Below are 19,043 nucleotides of genomic sequence, written 5' to 3'. Positions count from 1 at the left end.
TTTTTCCGGTATTAATACTGGAAACTTCCGCCCACCATGGCGCGGAATCCTTCGTAATCTCCGAAGTAGCGGTCGTATCCGGCACGAATGCTCATCCAGTCGAACGGCTTGAATTCAAGTTTTCCGCCGATTTCAACATAATGGAGTGTGGTTTTGTCGGCGAGAAACTTCTTGTCTGTGGCGCTTTCGGGCGTATGCATGTCGGTGATGTTTCCGCCGAAAGCGGTGTCCCTGGCGACAGCGCTGGCATGAACGGACCCCAGAAGGATTGCGTCCTTTAGAAGTCCGCTTTCCACCTTATACTGGGCAGAAATTTCGCTGTAGATTTCCTGGCTGTTCGGCCCGAGATCGGTTCCGAGACTTTGGGCGTAACTGCGGTAGGTGTATCCGCCGCCCTTGTGGTGCGTGTAAACCCAGGGTTCGACGCGGGTGTATTCCATGTACCAGTTCCAAAGCGTGCTGCCGAGGCGGATACTGTCGCGGGCGATTCCAACGGAGGTGGCCCACTTGTTGCCCCACCAGCTGTCGTCAAACATCGAGGTCGGGGACTTCATGTCGTCCCAAAGGAGTTCCCCGTAGAATTCCCAATGGGGAATTGTCTTGACACTCAGATCGAATGCTAGGGAAATGTTGTCCTGGTCGCCTTGCAGGTGTTCCTGGAACACGTAAGGGATAAAAGGAATCACGTAGGCCCATTCAAATTCACGGCCGGAGCTGTCCGCATCTTCGTTCGGGTTCGGTTCCGTTTCGGTGGTGCTTCCGTAGAGCGCCGTTTCCGAAAGCCCGAAGGTGATATTGAAGGGGAGGGAAAGGTCGAGGCGGTGTACGTGCATGTACTTGCCGAAGTTCTTCTTCTCGAACAGTTTCATGGCGTACTGCGAGTAGGCGATGGGACCGAGTTCGAAACGGTAGCCGAAATACGGTGTCGGCGCCGGTTCAAATATGCGACTTGTGGAATCCTGCCACGGGCGGTAATTGCTCTGTTCACCGCGAAGAATCACATGGTTGCGACGGGCGGGGCCCATACTCAGATAGTCGAATCCTGCAAGCAACTTGACGGCATCCAAGTCGTAGCTGGCGTTAGCGGCAAAAATGTCCCATGTGCGCTTGTTTTCGCTCTGCTTGTTGTAGGGTATGCCTTCGTCGGGATGGTAGAAATTGTCGGCGATATCCCTGTTGGTGTGGTCGGTACTCACCTTGACGCGGGCGTTGAACAAGAATCGCTCGGTAAAATGCCCGTTCAAGAAAAGGCGGACCGAGGCGGAATTGTCGTAGTGCGTCGGGGCGTTCGTCAGGTTCGTAATCGCAAGTGAGTCGACCAACTGCGCGCCGATAACAATTTCGTGGTGGCGAGTGGAATCAGCAAAAGAAATGTGGGAGGGCCAGTCCATACCCGTGGCGCAGGCGAGTTGAGCTGCCCCGAAGAACAAGGTAAAACCGATGACCTTCTTAATGCCTAATTTCATAAGATCCCCCGTTCTTTTCAATAAACTTTTTAAAAGCCCTTTCGGATAGACAGATGACGAGAATGGTGGCGATTCTAGAAAATTGCAGTCTTTTGAATCGTAGACCGAGACTGATCAGCAGTCCTGCAAACAGGCTCACCGCAGAGAAACCGTTCCTGAAACCGAAATGGATTCGGTTGCGGATCATCAGGCAGTCAATAAAGTAGGGAACTCCGCCCTTGGCAATTTCGCTGCCAGTCGAAGATCCGATATCGTGCCAGATAATACTGTCAGTAGCCCATGCAAGAGAAAATCCGTTTTTCTTTGCATGCATACAGTAATCGCTTTCCTCGAAATACAGAAAATAGTCTTCGCTCAGGAGTCCCGTCTTTTTCAGGCACTCGGGCGAAATCAAGAAAGAGGAACCTTCAACGTAGTCGAATTTTGTGGCTTCGGGCGAAGAGACGCGTTGCACGGTTGCAAACTTCGGGTGGATGACGCAAACGCCTCCCGAGAATTCTCCGTTAGCCTTCTTGATAAGGGAACCCGTGATTCCTGCTCCCGTTGCAAGGGCCTTGCTGAGTATTTTTTCAAGCGCGTCTGCTTCGGGCAGCGTGTCGTTGTTGAGCAACCAGATAAAACTTCCTGCAAAGTCACCTTGTGCGGCACAGATTCCTTGGTTACAGGCCGCCGCGAAACCGCGGTTTTCGTCGTTCCAAATCCAGCGGACCTTGAACTTGAAGGTGAAGGTCCAGAAGTATTGCCTTGATTCTTCGGTGCTGGCGTTGTCGATAATATAGACGCAGCTTGGCTGTACAGAACTCTTTTCGAGGGCGCGTAGGCAGTCTACGGTCTTTTCTTTGTTCTTGTAATTGACTAGGACAACGCAGACGGAATTCATTATTTCTTTCCGAAAAACTTGGTGATGATAGGAGCGCCGATAATGCCGTAAAGGATTCTCGGAATAAGACCGAAAAGCCCCGAAACATGAGGGTAAAGGCTACGGGCATTTCGGGCGACCCAGGCGGTGTACTGCGGAATAATTGGCTTGTCGAGTCGGTCTTGAATGTAACCGATGTAGCGTTTCAAAAATTTCTGGTCGTCTTCAGAAAGTTCGCCGAAAAGGGGTGTTCCCGTGATCATGCGAGCCCATTGCAGGTTCAGCTTCAGATTGCCCGTCCAAGTGTGCGAGTGTCCAAGACCGATTGCGTTTTGCCCGTGAATCCTGTATTGGATGACCGGGTCGGAAATAGAAACATATCCGTTACGGGCGCAGGCGCAGAATGTAATCCATTGGTCATGGACGGGAACCTGCTCGGGAATGGGTAAAATCTTTTCGAGGAGGTTTGCCCTAAAGAGGGTCATGCAGCCGGTTACATTGGTAAATCCGGTCAGAAGTGCCCTGAGGGACAGGTGCTCGGGAATGCCGTCCATCTCTCGCCAAGAATTTCCGATGATTTTTCCTTCGGCATCGATGACTTGTGCATCTCCGAAAACCAGGTCGGGCTTCTTCGAAAGTCCGTCACTCGTTTCGATGGCCTTTTCTAGAATTTCGAGTTTCTGCGGAAGCCATACATCGTCCTGGTCGGCAAGGGCAATCAGGTCGTCGTCGCCCAGTTGCGGGCGGGCGAGTTCCAGCGACTTCGAAAAGGCGCTGCGATGTCCCATGTTCTGGGGCGAAATGCATATCTGGAGTGGCAGGCGATCCTGGTAGCTTTTCAGGATTTCTGGAGTACTGTCTTTAGAACCGTCATCCACGGCGACAATGAAGTCGGCGGGCCTTGTTTGTGCCAATAGGGAATCGAGCATCTGTCTAAGATACTTTTCGCCGTTATAGGTTGCAAGAACGATGCCGATTTTTACCATGCTACGAATATAGTAAATCGAAGTCGGTGAAGGCTGCCGTGATCGGGAATCTTAAACTTTAAATTCTATATTTGCGTTATGCCCGAGAAGCGAAAAATCCTGTTTGTCTGTGACAAGAACGAATGTACCAGTTTTGGACGCCTGACAATGAACCTCGTCAAGGCTGTGGCGGGGGAGTTCGAACCCCATGTGCTATGGCTCAAGACTCCGAAGTTCTTTGGCGACAAGGATAATGGAAAAAAACTTGACGCTTCAAAGCTTGAGAATCCTTATGTTTCTCATGAGGTGTGGGCAAAGTCGCTTTATACGGGTTTCATCGGATTCCGTTCACCGCTAAAAAAACTGGTCAAGAAAATCCAACCGGAAATCGTTTTCTTTATCCGTCCAGAATTGGGCTTCTTGGTTCCCGTGGTCAAGGGATGTGCCAAGACTGTGATGTTTGTTCACGACACCTTTGCCGAAACGCTTTATCCGAATTCTCTTAAATTTAGACTGCTTAATTTGTTCTATATCCGGCCGACGGTCAGGGCTGATTATTTTGTCTATAACTCGGGCTGGACCCGCGAAGAAGCCTCTAGCTATTTTGGACCGCAGATGTCGCAAAAACCGGGCTCCGTCATCGGCTGTCCCATTGATAGCGCCCTGTTCAATAAGCCTGAATCTAGGCCGACTTTCGAAGAAAAGAAAAAATTTCTCCGCAAGTACGGTATCAAGAATTTTGATGGTATGTGCCTAAATGTGAGCCTCGACGAACCGCGCAAGAATATCGAGACTTTCTTCGAAATGGCACGTCTCAGGCCGCATGTCGCCTTTGTTCGTGTAGGCAAGTTCTCGGAACGCCTGCGTGCCATCGTGAATGAAAAGAAACTCTACAATGTGTACCATTTCAGCGAGTTCCATGCGGAGGAATTGCGCGATTTTTATCGCCATGCCGACTTGATGGTTTATCCGTCTTTATTGGAAGGGTTCGGTCTTCCTCCTATCGAGGCTATCGCTTGCGGAACACCTGCTGTCGGGGCGTCGACTTCGGCTGTCAAAGAAAATCTCGAGGGAGTCTGCCCGTTGGTAGACCCGCCTACAGATGCCGAGGCTTTTGCATGCGTATTGGACCGCGTCCTTGCGGGAGAAAATGTCCTGGATAACGAAAAAGCGGTCGCTTTGTTGGACCGCTGTTCCATGGATGCTTTCCGGCAGAGGGTTGTCGAGTTCTTCAAGACCCTGTAACGGTGCCACCGCTTACTTGTTCTTCTTGTTGTAGACCACGCGGGTGTGTGCGACAAAATCGTGTAGGGCGCGACGCTTGGGGTCAATCATTACGATAAGGTAGCCTAGACCGTAGAATGCAAGTGTGCATTGGGTAAACAGGCTGGCGATAAACCGGATGGCAGATTCTATCCAGCTGATTTTTTCGCCTGCCGCAGATTCTACATGGACATGCACCAGCATCTTGCCGGGAGTTGCAGCCTTGATTGCGGTGAAGATGACGTAGTAGGCCGCCTGAAGCACGCCCCAAATAATGAGGAATACATGCATTCCGGGGAAGTTCAGCACGTTCATCAGGGCTTCGTCAGAGGTCGGGTTGTTGACATAGGCGTTCATGGCTTCGCCGATGGCGTTCAGGTCTATCAGCTGCGTTTTGCTCATGGTCATCAGAATCAGGAGACCGATGGCGCTCAAGATGATGTTGTCGACCAGGTAGGCGATTCCGCGGATAAGGAATCCCGCATAGTGCTTGCCTTTATTGTGCTCGGCAATGATAGCTTCCAATGCGGCCTTGATTTGTTCTTCTTCGGAAAGCGGAACTTCCTTGGATTCTTCGGTGTCTTTCCAGTGGGTCCAGGATTCCATACCCGAATGCCACACCAAAGTTTCTTCCTTGATGGTGCCGTTTTTGACAAAGTCCCTGATTTCGTCGATATTATAAGGACCCTTGCGTCGTTCACCGTCTGTCACGGATTCATCTATGTAGTACCATATCATACGAGGTAAATATAGAACTTAGAACTTAGAACCTAGAACTTAGAACATCAAATTTGTGGTATGGAACTTGGATTTTCTCTAGTTCTACCAACTAAGATCTATCAACTAATTAAAAAAAAACTACATTTTGGAGGTATGATGAATTTCAAGATTGGCCAACGCTATGTAAGTCAATCGGAACCTACACTCGGGCTTGGTATTGTCACCGAGGTGCAAGACCGTATTGTTAAGATTTCTTTCCCTGCTGTCCGTGATGTCCGTTGCTACCGTTCTATGGGGGCTCCTGTAGATCGTTTTGAACTTTCGGTAGGCGATACGGCAAAAAGCGAAAAGGGACTGTCTTTTACGGTAGAATCTGTCAAGGATGTCGACGGCCTGCTTGTCTATACGGGCCGTGGCGGTAGGCAGATGAAAGAATCGGAATTGAGCGGCAAAATTTCGATTGCCCGTCCCGAAGATTTGTTCCGTGCACTCCGTGAAAACCGCATTTCGAATAGTGCGCTGTTTGCCCGTCGCGAAAGCGCCATGGAACTTTCTTGCAAGTGGATTTCGTCGCCGGTACGAGGCATGATCGGACCGCGCACTTCCATGATTCCGCACCAGTATTATCTGTGTAGCCGAGCTTGCGATAGCTCGACCCTCCCGCGCTTGATGCTTTCGGACGAAGTGGGCCTCGGTAAGACTATCGAAGCTGGAATGATTTGGCATGCGCTCAAGTCCCGCGGTCGCTTGACCCGCACCTTGATTATTGTGCCTGAAACCTTGAAGCACCAGTGGCTCATCGAAATGAAGCGTCGCTTCAACCATCTCTTTACGCTGGTGGACGAAGGCTATATTAAGGGTTTGTTCGTGAACGACGACGATGACCGCCCGAATCCGTTCACGATTGCAAACGATATTATTTGTTCCATTGATTTTCTGATCAAGCAGCCGGCGCTTATCGAGGACCTGCTCAAGACGAACTGGGACATGGTGATTATCGACGAAGCGCACCACCTGGTTTGCGAAGATGGCTTTACCAGCCACGAGTATCTGCTTGCCAATGCGGTGGTTCAGCGTTCCAAGGGCGTACTCCTGTTGACGGGTACGCCGCTGCAGTTCCAGCCGGAATCGCAGTTCAACCGACTCAAGATGCTTGATCCGGTACGCTTCAGCGATTACAACAGCTTTATCAAGGACCAGGATGCTTACCGCAAGCTGGTCAACGAGCTTTCCAAGCTGCCGACCGATCCGGGCGAACAGATGAGTTGGGACGACCTGAACGAATGCGTGCCCAAGAAGTCGATGATCCGTCCTTGGCTTGAACAGGAAAGTGCGAAGAGCATGCCTGCTGACGAATGGATCCGTCGCATCGTGGATGCCGTGGGTACGGGCTCGGTGGTGTTCCGCAATACCCGTAAGGGCGTGGGCGGATTCCCGAAGCGCGTGCTCGACGAAATTCCGCTGGAACCGAACCAGAACTACCGTGATATGGTGAACGTGGCTGCCGAAAACGATCTCGACATGTCCACCGACATTCAAGAAAACGGCCTCCTCTGCACGAGCTATTCCGATGCCTGGGCACTCGATGAACGCTACGTGTGGCTCAAGGGATTCTTGAAGGAACATGCGAACGACAAGGTGCTCCTGATTTGCGAATCGATTCAGGTGGTGCAGGCTCTTGAAACGCTCCTGACGGAATTTATGGGCGAAGGCGCCTTCTCGATGTTCCACGAGAATATGACGATTATGGCCCGCGACAAGGCTGCTGCGAATTTCAGCCGTGAAAACGGCGCGAACCTGCTGATTGCCTCCGAAATCGGTTCCGAAGGCCGCAACTTCCAGTTTGCCCATCACCTGGTCCTGTTTGACTTGCCTTTGGATGCCTCGTTGGTGGAACAGCGTATTGGCCGTCTTGACCGTATCGGCCAGACCGAAAACATTATCATCCACGTGCCTTATGTAAAGGGCTCCGGCCAGGAAGTCATGTTCCGCTGGTACCACAACGGCTTGAACGCCTTCGGCACTCCGATGATGAGCGGTGGTGAACTCTTCCTCAAGTATACGGACGAACTGATAGCCGCCCTTGCCGATCCTAAGGACCTTCTTCAGAACTTTGTTGATACTGTAATCCCGAAGGTCAAGAAGGATTGCGATACCATGCGCAAGAATATCGAGAAGGGGCGTGACCGTCTGTTGGAATTCAATTCACGTAACCCTGCGAAGGCGAAGGAAATCACCGACGAAATCTTGAAGATCGATGCGGACCAGAATTTGCAGACGCTCGTGTTCTCGTCGTTGATGGATCGCGGTCTTGAAATCGAAAAGAGTAAGATTAAGGGCTGCTATGTAATCAGCATGGGAACGCAGGTCGAAGCGGGTTCTGTGCCGGGAATGCCTGAATCGGTGGGAATGGCCGGAACCGGTGGTGGCGGCCGCATCACGCAGTCGGTCGGAAACTTCGAAGAAAGTTCGGGTGACGGCGACGAGGATTCTCGTTTCTGCGATACGTCTAGCCTGACGGTGACTTTTGACCGCAACGTCGCGATGATTCACGACGAAGTAGATTTCGTAAGCTTGGAACATCCGCTGTCGCAGGGCGTCATCGACTTCGAGACGACGCTTGACAATGGTGCTGTTTCCTGCAATATCTGGCCGAATTCCGGAATGCGCGGACTCATGATGCAGTATAACTTTGCGGTTGATTTCTCCATTGCCGAAGAATGGGGCGTTTCCGATATCGCAGGGCCTCGCTACCTGAGCGTGCTCGTGAACCCGATGGGCGAGGACATGTCTGCGAAACTCGATGATTTAAAGAACGCCTGTTTCAAGGATGTTCCTGTTCCGCAGGGCAATGCCGCTGTGAACATGACGCTCAAGTATTTCGGCAAAGACGGCCTCGCGATTGCCCGCCGCATTGTTTCTGCAAAGGCGAAGGAATATGCCGAAGAGGCTGCCGCTGCGGTAGAGGCCCGCGCTGAGCAGGAATACCAGCGTATGAACCATTTGCTTTCGATGCGTGGCAAGGCGGGCAACAACGCCCAGCTGCAACAGCTCCGCAAGAATGCGCAGGAATGGAAAAAGATTATTTCGAACCCGCAGATTCGCCTAGACGCGATTAGATTGCTTGTTTGCAGGTAGTTTTGAATGAAAAAGGAATGGTGTCATCCTGAGCTATACGAAACTAGGAACTTTAGTTCCAAAGTTGAGTTATCCTCTTTGGGGAGGAGCAACGAAGTTGCGAAGTCGAAGGATCTAAAGCATTTTTGAATAAGATTATGAGTGAATTAAGAAATAATATTCTCGATGAATCCCGCCGCATTGTCGTAAAGATCGGCTCGCGTATTTTGGTCGATTCCGAAAAGGGCGGCGTTCGCACCCGCTACATCCAGAAACTTGCAGACTCGGTCGCTCGCCTGATGGAAGCTGGCAAGGAAGTCGTTGTGGTGACGAGTGGTGCCGTGGGCACTGGCATGAGCCAGCTCGGTTACAAGGAAAAGCCGACCGTGCTTGCCGAAAAGCAGGCTTGCGCTGCCGTGGGTCAGATTGACTTGATGTATGCCTACCGTGAAATGTTCCGCTGGATGCAACTTTCCGTGGGACAGATCCTTTTGTCGGCCGAAGATTTCCGCGACCGCAATCGCTACAAGAATTTGCAGAACACCATCAAGGCGATGCTTGCCCGCAAGATTGTCCCGATTATCAACGAGAACGACTCGCTCGCTGTTGCCGAAATCAAGGTGGGTGATAACGACAAGCTTTCAAGCGATGTAGCGCTCTTCCTTGATGCCGACCTGCTTTTGATTTTCACGGACGAAGATGGTCTCTTCGATGACAATCCGAAGAAGAACCCGAACGCCCGCCTGCTCCGCTTTGTGCCCGAAATTACGCCTGCTGTGCTCGCCCTTGCGGGTAAGCCCGGCGAAACGGGTTCTGCCGTGAGTACCGGCGGTATGCGCAGCAAGCTCGAAGCTATCCGCAACGTGACCAAGAGCGGCTGCAACGCCTTCCTCGCCAGTGGCATGAAGGTGTTGCCGCATCAGGTGATTTTTGAAAACGCCGAAGGAACGCTCTTTGTGGGCTCCAAGAAAAAGCTCAACAGCCGTCAGCGCTGGCTAAGCTTCATTACGACTCCGCGCGGGGCCGTGGTGGTGGACGAAGGTGGCGTGAAGGCTCTGCGCGAAAAGCACTCGAGCCTGCTTCCCGTGGGCGTGTGCGCCGTCAAGAAGCATTTCGACAAGGGCGACCTGATTGAAGTCTTGAGCGAGACCGGCGAGCCGGTGGCACGCGGTGTCGCGAAGTTCGACAGCGAAACCTTGAAGCTTGTGCTCCACAAGAAGACCGCCCAGGTTCATGAGCTGTTGGGCAAGGATGTCGCCGACGAACTCATCCACAAGAATGATTTAGTTGTTTTTTAATAGACAGTCCTGATTTCCCTTTGTTAAGGTCTCCGGTATGCTCGGGGACCTTTTTTTTAGAATATTCCAAATTGGAGTAAGAAAAACTGTTTTTTTGGTAATAATATTAACGTGTTGTGTGCTTTTTGGATGAATTGTAAAGTATATTTTGTATGACAGGTTCTAGTCGACCCTGTGTATTGGGAAAAATGTATGAAAAACAGAATATTTGCCTTTAAAGACATGATGCAGTTCGAAGGAGAACTGTCCCTGTTCAGCAAATGGTATAAAGAACATGGATCGCCGACGATGTATTTCCAAATCCATTCGGCTATTCTGGAACCGGAAAAGCTAAAACCGGTTTGGGACTGTTTGGAAAACTTTTTCCCGGACGTGCCATGGGTTGGCAATTCTACGAGTGGCAATATCGTAGACTGCGAGGTTGCCGCAGAGATTTCGGTGTCGGCTGTTATTTTCGAAAAGCCGACGAGCAAGTTCTTTGTCCGCCAGTATGATTATAGTCGCGAATCTGTGGGAGGAATTGCCTAGAATATAGTCGGGGAAACCAAGGAAAATCCCTGGGTCAAGGCGGTTGAAATTTACCATTGCATTTCCCCGTTCTCGACGACGGCTCTTTGCGAAGGTCTCGATGGCCTGGCATCTGATATTCAGGTGTTTGGAGGCATCGTCTGTTCTCCCGACATTACAAGCCCGAATTCCTGTGTATTCTCGTCGGAAGAGGGCTATACGAAATCCGGTCTTTTGGTATTGTTTTTTGGCGGCCCCGATTTTTATGTCGATTCCCGTAAAATTAGCGGGTGGAAACCGATTGGCCGTAATTTCCATGTGACCCGTTCTGAAGGCAACATCCTTTATGAATTGGGAGGAATTCCTGCTTACGAGGTCTATAACAAGTATCTGAATATCAAGAACGATCAGAATTTCTTCTACAATGCACTTGAGTTCCCGATGCTGTATGAGCATAACGGGGTCTCCATCGTACGTGCTCCAGGTTCCAGTAATCCTGATGGTTCGCTCACGATGTCTTCCGATATCGATGAAGGCTCCATTATCAGGCTTTCGTATGGTGAACCGGGATTGATTGTAGACCGCATCAGGGAAGAAAGTGAAAAATGCGGTGAATTCGGACCCCAGGTGCAGCACATTTTCTCGTGTGCGGCGCGAAAGGCGTTCTGGTCGCAGCGTGAGCCGACTTACGAAATTACGCCGTTCAAGGGTTTGGCTTCGAGTACGGGATTTTTCTCGCATGGGGAATTCCTACGCGAAAAGGGGCATTTGAACCAACACAACATTACGCTTGTAATTGCCTCGATGCGAGAAGGTCCTGCGGTAGGGAAAAACCGTGAAAGGTCTGACGATATCCGATCCGAAATGACGACTAGGCTTCCGCTCGCGGCCCGTATGGCGACTTTCATTCGTGAAACTTCATTTGAGCTTGAACAAATTAACAGTAAGCTCCGCGTGATGAACGAGCACCTGCAAGATGTCGCGACGACGGATTCTCTGACGGGACTCGAAAATAGGCTTGCATTTGACGAATTGCTAAAAAACATTGCCCAGGAAGACTCCGATGCCGGAAACTGGACGATGGTCCTGATGGATGTGAACGGCCTCAAGTACGCCAATGATACCTTTGGACATCAGGCTGGCGACGTCTTGATTGTCGCTGCAGGAAAGTCTATCAAGAAGGCTTATGGGCTTTATGGGAACTGTTTTAGAATCGGTGGCGATGAATTTGCCGTAGTGACGAAGGCGCCTTTGGATTCCCTGTTCTTGCTGTATACCAATTTGCAAAAGAGTATTGAGGAATACAACAAGGATGCTCTTTATCATTTGTCGATCGCTGTTGGCGAAAGTAGGCTTCGCAGCGATTCGGGCATCCGCAAGTCCATTAGTGACTGGAAGATGGAAGCGGACCTGAACATGTATCGCGACAAGGTGCGTTACCATAAGCCGACCGAAAATAGCGAAAATCAGAACTTGAAAGATTTGATAACCTGCCTTATTTCGGTGGAAGAAGCGAAAGACTCTTATACGGCGCACCATTCCGAACGCGTCAAGGCGTATACGGAATTGCTCGCGCGTTTGTTGGGGCTTTCCGAGGCTTCGGTGTCATTGATTACGCATGCAGCTCACCTGCATGATATCGGCAAGATGGGTATCAGCGACAATGTGCTTGGTAAACCGGGAAAGCTGACTGATGAAGAATTCGCGATTATCAGGCAACACCCGGTAATTGGTGCAAAAATTTTGATGCAGTCGAACTATACGCACGAACTGGTGCAGATTGTGTTGCATCACCATGAACGTTTCGATGGTCGTGGATATCCCGAAGGCCTTAAGGGTGAAGAAATCCCGATCGGAGCCCGTATCATTGCCGTTGCGGATTCGATTGACGCCATGACGAGTAAGCGTGTTTACCGTGATGCGATGTCGCTCGATTATTGCCGCAAGGAAATCGAGAAAAATCTGGGAATCATGTATGATCCGGCTATTGGCAAGGTGGCGCTGGACCATTGGAATGAAATTGTCGATATGCTGCTGAAAATGCAGACTGGACGTCCGAAAGTCATATAAATTGGCTTTCTTTGCGGCCGTTTTCATCCGTGAACAAAAATAATCTTGGAATCCCGCTTTCGGGCGGGATTTTCTTGTATTTTTAGGTAAAACTAAAAAAAGGACGGAACATGGATAATTTCAACTTCTACAGCCCCACAGAATTCGTATTCGGTATGAACCGCGAAAATGAATGCGGTGAACTCATCAAAAAGTATGGCGGCACCAAGGTGCTGATTCATTACGGTGGTGGCTCTGCGGTGCGTTCGGGATTGATTGACCGCGTGAAGGCAAGCCTCGATGCTGCTGGAATCCCGCATGTGGAACTCGGTGGCGTGAAGCCGAATCCGCATGATTCGCTCGTGTACAAGGGTATTGAAGTTGTCCGTGAAAATGGGATTGATTTTATTTTGGCGGTAGGCGGCGGCTCTACGATAGACAGCTCCAAGGCCATCGCGATGGGCGTTCCTTACAAGGGCGATTTCTGGGACTTTTACGAAGGAAAGGCTTCTGCTGCATGTGCGCTCCCGATTGGCGTGGTGCAGACGATTGCGGCTGCCGGTTCCGAAGGTAGCGGCGACTCCGTGATTACCAAGGAAGACGGCATGCTCAAGCGCGGTGCAAGTAGCGAACACATTCGCCCGAAGTTCGCGGTGCAGAATCCGGCGCTCCTTTGCACGTTGCCTGCCTACCAGACGGCCTGCGGCATTACCGATATCATGGCTCACGTTTTTGAACGCTACTTCACGAATACGCTGGAAGTGGAAATTACCGACCGCCTGTGCGAAGCGGTGCTCCTCACGATGGTGAAGGAAGGCCCCCGCGCCATTGCCGACCCCGCCAACTACCAGGTGCGTGCAAACATCATGTGGGCGGGGACGGTAGCCCACAACGGCGTTGTGGGCTGCGGGCGCAGTCAGGACTGGAACAGCCACGCCATCGAACATGAACTATCGGCTCTTTACGACTGCGCCCATGGCGCGGGCCTAGCAGTCATCATGCCTGCCTGGATGGAATACGTCGTCGATCACAACGTAATGCGTTTTGCGCAGATGGCAACGCGTGTATTTGGCTGCCAGATGAATTTTGAGAACCCGAAGTCCACCGCCCTCGAAGGTATCAAGGCCTTCCGCAAGTTCCTGCATTCTATCGGTATGCCCATCAACTTTGCAGAACTCGGCGCGAAGGAAGAAGACATCCCGAAGATGGTCGAAAAGCTGAATCCGGGCGACGGCTGGGGCTTTGTCCCGCTCAAGGCGAAGGACGTGACTGAGATTTACAAAATTGCGGCCCACGCAACGGTGTAACTAGCTATGAGCAGTGAGGTCGTGCTTCGCACTTTGAGGTTTGAGGCGCTTGTAGGCGTGATTATAACCTCAAAGGACACCGAAGGCGGCCGTGCTCATACCTCATACCTCACATACTCAATATGATTGCACTATTCATCGGCGGTACAGGAACTATCAGCATGGCCATCACGCGCCTTGCAGCATCCCAGGGCTGGAAACTATACCTGCTCAATCGCAGGAACCGCCCCGCAGAAGATATCCCCGCAGGGGTTGAAATCATTAACGCCGACATTTACAATGAGTCGGACGTTGCCGAAAAAATCAAGGGGATGCAGTTCGATGTGGTCTGCGATTTTATCGTATTCCACCCGAGTGCGCTTGAACGCGATTACCGTCTGTTTAAGGGCAAGGCCAAGCAGTTCATGTACATCAGTTCCGCGAGCGCCTACCAAAAGCCGCTTTCGGACTATCGCATTACCGAAGGAACGCCTCTTGCGAATCCGTACTGGGAATACTCCCGCAACAAGATTGCGGGGGAGGAATTCTTGATGAAGATGTACCGCGAAGAAGGTTTCCCCATAACGATTGTGCGCCCGAGCCACACTTACGACGAGCGCAGCATCCCGCTGGGTGTCCACGGCAAGAACGGCAGCTGGCAGGTGGCAAAGCGCATGCTCGAGGGCAAGCCCGTCATTATTCACGGCGACGGTACGAGCCTTTGGACGATGACCTTCAATACCGATTTTGCCCGCGGTTTTGTGGGCTTGATGGGGAATGTGCACGCCATCGGTGAAACGTTCCAGATTACAAGCGACGAGACGCTTACCTGGAATCAGATTTACAAGGCGGTTGCCGATGCGCTGGGTGTTGAACTCAAACCCTACTACGTGTCTTCGCAGTTCCTTGCGGATGTGAGCGACTACGATTTGCTCGGGAGCCTCATCGGCGACAAGGCGAACTCCGTGGTTTTTGACAATTCTAAACTCAAGCGGGCTGTGCCCACATTCCGTTCCGAAGTTCGCTTTGATGAGGGTATCCGCCGCACCATTGATTATGTGCTTGCGCATCCGGAATTCCAGAAAGAAGATCCCGAATTTGATGCCTGGTGCGACAAGGTGATTGCGACGCTGGAAAGCGCGAAGGCCGCATTGCGCTAACGGTCAAGCGCTTGCTTGTGAAATTATCGGCTCAGTTCCACCACGTAGTCGGCGGCGTTCACGAAGTCTTGCGCATGTTCAATGGCGATGACGGTGTGGCCCGCCTCGGTGAGGCCGCGAATCAGTTCGAGTAGATGCTGGATGTCCTTTTGATGGAGCCCGCGGGCGGGCTCGTCGAAAAGGAAGAGTGTGTTCGGAGCCTTCGCGCGAGCGAGGGCGATGGAAAGGCGCAAACGGGCGCGTTCGCCGCCGGAAAGGTGCGACGTGGTTTGTCCGAGTTTCAGGTAGTCGAGTCCCGTATCTACAAGCGGCTTGAGCTTGTCGGCGAAAGGCTTCATGTTAATGAACAATTTGTAGGCTTCACCGACTTCTAGGTCATAGATGTCGGCGATGGAATGCGACTTGAAGCGGACTTCAAGAATTTCATCTTTGAAACGCCTGCCGAGGCATACGGGACATTCGGATTCTTCGTAGCCCGCGGGGTCGAGGATTACGCCTTCGCCTTTGCAGTTTTCGCAGCGGCCCCCGGGGTCGTGCGTCGCGAACTTGCTGGCGGTGTAGCCGCGGACCTTGCTTTCGGGGAGTTTCGCGAACAGGTCGCGGAGAATCGTGTTCAGGTTGATGGCCGAGGCGACGGTGCTGCGGCGGTTTCCGTGGAAATCGCCTGTTGAAAGGATCGATAGTGTCTGGATGCCGAGGCTTTCGAATTCGCCCTTGGAGGCACGCGGGGCTAAGTTCCTGAAGAAAATCGTGGACTTGCCGCTACCGCTTTGGCCAGTGATGACGCTGAACTTTTGAATCGGAAAATGCGCGGTGACCGGCTTCATATCGAACATCGCGAAGTTCTTGATATCGATGGCCGCGGCGTTTTTCTTTGGAACCTTCGGCTTAGTTTTCAAATTATTAATTCCGAATTCTGAACTCCGAATTCCTAATTCTCTAATCCAATTCCCTGTCGGCGACTGCGGATTATCCAAGACTTCCTTGGCTGTCCCCTGGAATAAAATCTCACCGCCCTTTTCGCCGGCGCCTGGTCCCATTTCAATAATCCAGTCGGCTTTCTTGATGAGGGCCGGGTTATGGTCAATAAGGACGAGTGTGTTCCCGCGGGACTGTACCTTCTTGAGGACTTTCCAGAGGGCTTCCACATCGCTTTGGTGCAAACCGCTGGCGGGTTCGTCGAGAACAATCAAGAGGTTGTTCAGGTGTCCGGTGCTGAGGCTCGAAAGCCGAAGTCTCTGGACTTCGCCACCCGATAGGGTGGCGCCTGCACGCCCTGCCGTAAGGTAACCGATATCCAAATCGACAATCGCCTGGATGCGGTCGATTAACGTGCGGAAGGCGGGCTGCTGCTTTGCCGTCAGTCGATTGTCGAACAGGGCGTGCAGCCGGCTTTCGAGTTCCGCGAAAGGCGTGCTTAAAATGTCTTGCCAAGTGGTACGGATTTTGCGCGGCTTATCTTTGCGATCTTCGCTGCTTTTGTTTTCGCGGTCATCTTCACTTGAAATGCTTTCAATCGCCGCATTCAAAAAATTCTGCTTGAGTCGAAGGCCCTTGCATTCGGGGCATTCTTCGCTGCTGTCGCCGTCTTCGATGATTCCGGTTCCGCCACATTTTTCGCAAACGCTCGTACGGGAATACGGCGACAAATCTTCAGACGCAAGCGGCCTGGAAAGTTGCGCTCCGTGCTCAGGGCAACGCGGCACCGTGCTGAAAAGCTTGCGACTCCCGTTGATGTCTAGAATCAATTCGCCGTGGGTGAGCTTCAAGACTCCGTCGACCGCCTCGGCAATACGGGTACGCGTGTTCTCGCGAACAATCACGCGGTCTACGACGATAAAGAATTCTTGCGGTACGATTTTGCGCTCGGCCGCAGTCAAGTCAGCGAGCGAATAGCTGACACCATCGGCTAAAGCTCGCGTAAAGCCCTGCGCCAGGAACACCGCCGACAGCTTATCGAGAGTCGCGTGCTTATCAGCTTCAATCCGTGCAAAAAATTGCAACTTACTCCCTTGCGGAAGGCTCGCAATCTCGCGAATTATGTCTTCGCGGCTCATGCTTTCCATAGGCTTTCCGCAAATAGGGCAGGCGGGCTTCGCATAAGCCGCAAACAACGCGCGTAATGTAGAATCGCATTCCGAGATGCTGAGCGCATAAGCCTTCGCAGGCGTTTCTCCGTGACTCGGGCCTACGGCTAGGCTTGCGGGCAAACCTTCGGCGCTATCCAGCGGAATAATGCGGCGGCCGCCCAAGAGTTCAGCGGCAAAAGGCGAGAGTGTTTCCAGATAGCGACGCTTGGATTCTCCGTGCAGGGTATCAAGTACAAGCGTCGACTTTCCGCAGCCCGAAGGTCCGCATACCACAGAAATCTTGCCCAGCGGAAACTGCGCGTCGATATTCTTCAGGTTATGCAGCCTGCATCCGCGTATGCTGATGAAGTTGGGCATTACTCCCTAATCGTAAATCTCAGTTCGCCAAACGGAGTGCAGAAGTCGAGGTTCTCGAGGCCGTTGGTCTCAATGCCGTTGAACATGCGGTAGCCACCACCGATAGACACTTCGAGCATCCTGGTTATGCGATAGTTGAAATGTACGGACATGTCGGCGGTAAAGAAGTAGTCTTCAGATTCGAAGGCTTCGTCATCCGGTTCCATCACGTAGAGGGCTCCGCCGCCGACTTCAATCGGCACGGAAATTGCGAAGTCGCCGAGTCTGAGCGGGAAGAGTTCCACGAACCCGCCGAACGACATGTACTTGATCATCTGTTTTTCGGCGACATTGTAGTTGCGGACATCGCTCAGGAGTCTTGAAACCCAAACGCCGGTAGAAATCTGCGGCAAGATGTCGAGGCCGATTCGGATATTGGCGAAAATGGCGCCGTCGTCAGCCACGAGCACGTTACCGCCACTCACGCCGATGAAAGCCTTCAGGCCGTCGTTCGACTTTTCTTCGGGGGTGTATTTTACGCTCTGCAGTTCAGCGTTTGCAAAAGCCACCAGTGCCGTGAGGAACAACAGAATTTTTTTCATAAGCAAAGTCCTTTTTGTACAATGTATAAAAATAATCCGCAAATGGCTCTTGGTCAGATTGCCGCCTTGCGTCGCTTTTTAATTCCGAATTCTGAACTTCGAACTAGAGACGGTCTTTGGTCATGTTCAGTCCTTCGGTGGGGGATCCTTCCCAGTTCCAGATGCGGTCCCTGGATTCTGGCCAGGTACAAATGGTCCAGACAATGGAATTCCCGCAAAGAACGATGGTCCAGATACCGAAAACGAGGAACAGGATAAGGGGGATAAACGCGAGAGAACCGTAGAAAATGGACATCCTGGTGACAAGTGTTGCCTGGATGAGCATTAGGATTCTCACGTAAATCATGATGCTGAACCATGCCAGGAAGGAAATTCCGATGGAGGAAAGGAGCAGCTTTTTCTTGGTGTAGTTCTTGGGGTCTGGTCGCGCCGGAAGTGCGTAAAGCGTGAGGAAGATGATTAAGATAATCGCCCCGTGAAACGTTACGTACCAGAAGGCGTCTATCAACGTATGAAGTACGGACGGGTCAAAATGCAGGCCGTCTACGACGATGACCGAAAGGACATTTTGCACGTGATTTACGAAGCCGGCGTATAGGCCGATGATACCGGCAAAAATAAGCAACAACGGGGTGTAGATGCGAATCTGCTTGTGCAACGGGCGAGAAACCTTGTTTTCCCACACCACGTTAAAATTTGATTCTAAGCTACCGAAGGCGAGAATGAAGGTTACGAAAAGGCCCATGGCGCCGATGAATCCGAGCTTGCCGATGGGGACATGTTCTGCATTCTTCACGATGGCGATGATAGGGTCGATAGGCCAGTCTAGATTCAGAATGTTCAGGAGGTGGGGGAGGTAGTCCGAGACAAAATTGCCGAATCCGACCGCAATGGTAATCGAAGTCAGGAGAATGAGCAGAGGGACCACCGCCAGGAATGTTGTGTAGGTGAGTGCTGCTGCACGGGTCAGGCCGTGGAAGTACAGGAAGGATTTTCCTGCAATAATCGCGATTTTTACGGGAGTGACGGAACGCGCGGCTATCGCGTCGAACATCTTTTCCCAGGAAAAATTCGTGAACCATTCTGGCATCATTGGTCGCAAATCTAGAAAAAAATGGGACTTTTATTGATTGATGTCTACAGTTTGCTCGTTTTTATCCTAAAATGTGGACTTTTTATTTTTGTTACGCTGCTGCAAAATAAAGTGAAATATGTAAAAATTACGAAGTTATGTAGACTTTTTATAAAAAATTTGATTATATTTGAAGAGTGCAGCTATTGTAGACAGTTGTCTTTGGACTACAAAAAAGGAATGTGCCGTGAAC

14 protein-coding genes are annotated in these 19,043 nt (G+C 51.4%); 7 read left to right on the top strand and 7 right to left on the bottom strand.

Annotated features, from left to right (window positions below; translation table 11 throughout):
- Positions 1-11: 11 nt before the first annotated feature.
- The 3 genes from BUA93_RS09120 to BUA93_RS09110 are packed head-to-tail and all read right to left on the bottom strand — an operon-like array spanning position 12 to position 3,311.
- Positions 12-1,466 (bottom strand): hypothetical protein, encoded by a 1,455-nt coding sequence (locus tag BUA93_RS09120; protein ID WP_072978845.1) that lies wholly within the window; start codon positions 1,464-1,466, stop codon positions 12-14.
- Positions 1,450-2,346 (bottom strand): glycosyltransferase family 2 protein, encoded by an 897-nt coding sequence (locus BUA93_RS09115; RefSeq protein WP_072978844.1) that lies wholly within the window; start codon positions 2,344-2,346, stop codon positions 1,450-1,452. The genes BUA93_RS09120 and BUA93_RS09115 overlap by 17 nt, the downstream gene beginning before the upstream one ends.
- Positions 2,346-3,311, bottom strand: a complete 966-nt coding sequence (locus tag BUA93_RS09110) for a glycosyltransferase (protein WP_072978843.1) — start codon at positions 3,309-3,311, stop codon at positions 2,346-2,348. Before BUA93_RS09110 ends, BUA93_RS09115 begins: the two co-directional genes overlap by 1 nt.
- Before the next feature lie 78 nt (positions 3,312-3,389).
- On the opposite strand from BUA93_RS09110, the gene BUA93_RS09105 reads away from it, so the two are divergent.
- Positions 3,390-4,535 carry a glycosyltransferase gene (locus BUA93_RS09105; RefSeq protein WP_072978842.1) on the top strand — a complete coding sequence of 382 codons (1,146 nt, stop codon included), beginning with the start codon at positions 3,390-3,392 and terminating at the stop codon, positions 4,533-4,535.
- A gap of 12 nt (positions 4,536-4,547) precedes the next feature.
- Here BUA93_RS09105 and BUA93_RS09100 read toward each other — a convergent pair whose 3' ends face one another.
- Complete coding sequence (locus BUA93_RS09100; protein ID WP_072978841.1) at positions 4,548-5,291, bottom strand: RDD family protein; 744 nt, start codon at positions 5,289-5,291, stop codon at positions 4,548-4,550.
- Positions 5,292-5,426: 135 nt separating this feature from the next.
- Between BUA93_RS09100 and rapA the strand changes: the two genes are divergently transcribed.
- From rapA to BUA93_RS09075, 6 genes are all read left to right on the top strand, one after another.
- The gene (gene rapA / locus BUA93_RS09095; RefSeq protein ID WP_072978840.1) at positions 5,427-8,411 is read left to right on the top strand and encodes an RNA polymerase-associated protein RapA; all 2,985 of its coding nucleotides are present in this window, start codon (positions 5,427-5,429) and stop codon (positions 8,409-8,411) included.
- Between the two features lie 137 nt (positions 8,412-8,548).
- A complete protein-coding gene (gene proB / locus BUA93_RS09090) occupies positions 8,549-9,688 on the top strand; it encodes a glutamate 5-kinase (RefSeq protein WP_072978839.1) in 1,140 nt (379 codons plus the stop codon).
- A 192-nt stretch (positions 9,689-9,880) separates the two neighbouring features.
- Positions 9,881-10,216: a hypothetical protein gene (locus tag BUA93_RS16565; RefSeq protein ID WP_254793919.1), complete on the top strand. Its 336-nt coding sequence runs from the start codon at positions 9,881-9,883 to the stop codon at positions 10,214-10,216.
- Between the two features lie 3 nt (positions 10,217-10,219).
- Positions 10,220-12,265 (top strand): HD domain-containing phosphohydrolase, encoded by a 2,046-nt coding sequence (locus BUA93_RS09085; RefSeq protein ID WP_371359302.1) that lies wholly within the window; start codon positions 10,220-10,222, stop codon positions 12,263-12,265.
- A 110-nt stretch (positions 12,266-12,375) separates the two neighbouring features.
- Positions 12,376-13,551 carry an iron-containing alcohol dehydrogenase gene (locus tag BUA93_RS09080; protein ID WP_072978838.1) on the top strand — a complete coding sequence of 392 codons (1,176 nt, stop codon included), beginning with the start codon at positions 12,376-12,378 and terminating at the stop codon, positions 13,549-13,551.
- Between the two features lie 122 nt (positions 13,552-13,673).
- On the top strand, positions 13,674-14,690 hold the full coding sequence (locus tag BUA93_RS09075) for an NAD-dependent epimerase/dehydratase family protein (protein ID WP_072978837.1): 1,017 nt from the start codon (positions 13,674-13,676) through the stop codon (positions 14,688-14,690).
- Positions 14,691-14,713: 23 nt separating this feature from the next.
- Here BUA93_RS09075 and BUA93_RS09070 read toward each other — a convergent pair whose 3' ends face one another.
- From BUA93_RS09070 to BUA93_RS09060, 3 genes are all read right to left on the bottom strand, one after another.
- Positions 14,714-17,137 carry an excinuclease ABC subunit UvrA gene (locus tag BUA93_RS09070; RefSeq protein ID WP_072978836.1) on the bottom strand — a complete coding sequence of 808 codons (2,424 nt, stop codon included), beginning with the start codon at positions 17,135-17,137 and terminating at the stop codon, positions 14,714-14,716.
- Positions 17,137-17,718, bottom strand: coding sequence for a hypothetical protein (locus BUA93_RS09065; protein WP_072978835.1), 582 nt, complete (start codon positions 17,716-17,718; stop codon positions 17,137-17,139). The genes BUA93_RS09070 and BUA93_RS09065 overlap by 1 nt, the downstream gene beginning before the upstream one ends.
- Before the next feature lie 103 nt (positions 17,719-17,821).
- Entirely contained in the window at positions 17,822-18,811 is a 990-nt protein-coding gene (locus BUA93_RS09060; protein ID WP_254793917.1) for a YihY/virulence factor BrkB family protein, read from the bottom strand.
- Positions 18,812-19,043: the final 232 nt, after the last annotated feature.

The organism is Fibrobacter sp. UWH4 (assembly GCF_900142475.1).
Classification (GTDB): domain Bacteria; phylum Fibrobacterota; class Fibrobacteria; order Fibrobacterales; family Fibrobacteraceae; genus Fibrobacter.
The sequence above is the reverse complement of the archived record's forward strand: the minus strand, read 5'-3'. Positions and strand labels throughout refer to the sequence as shown.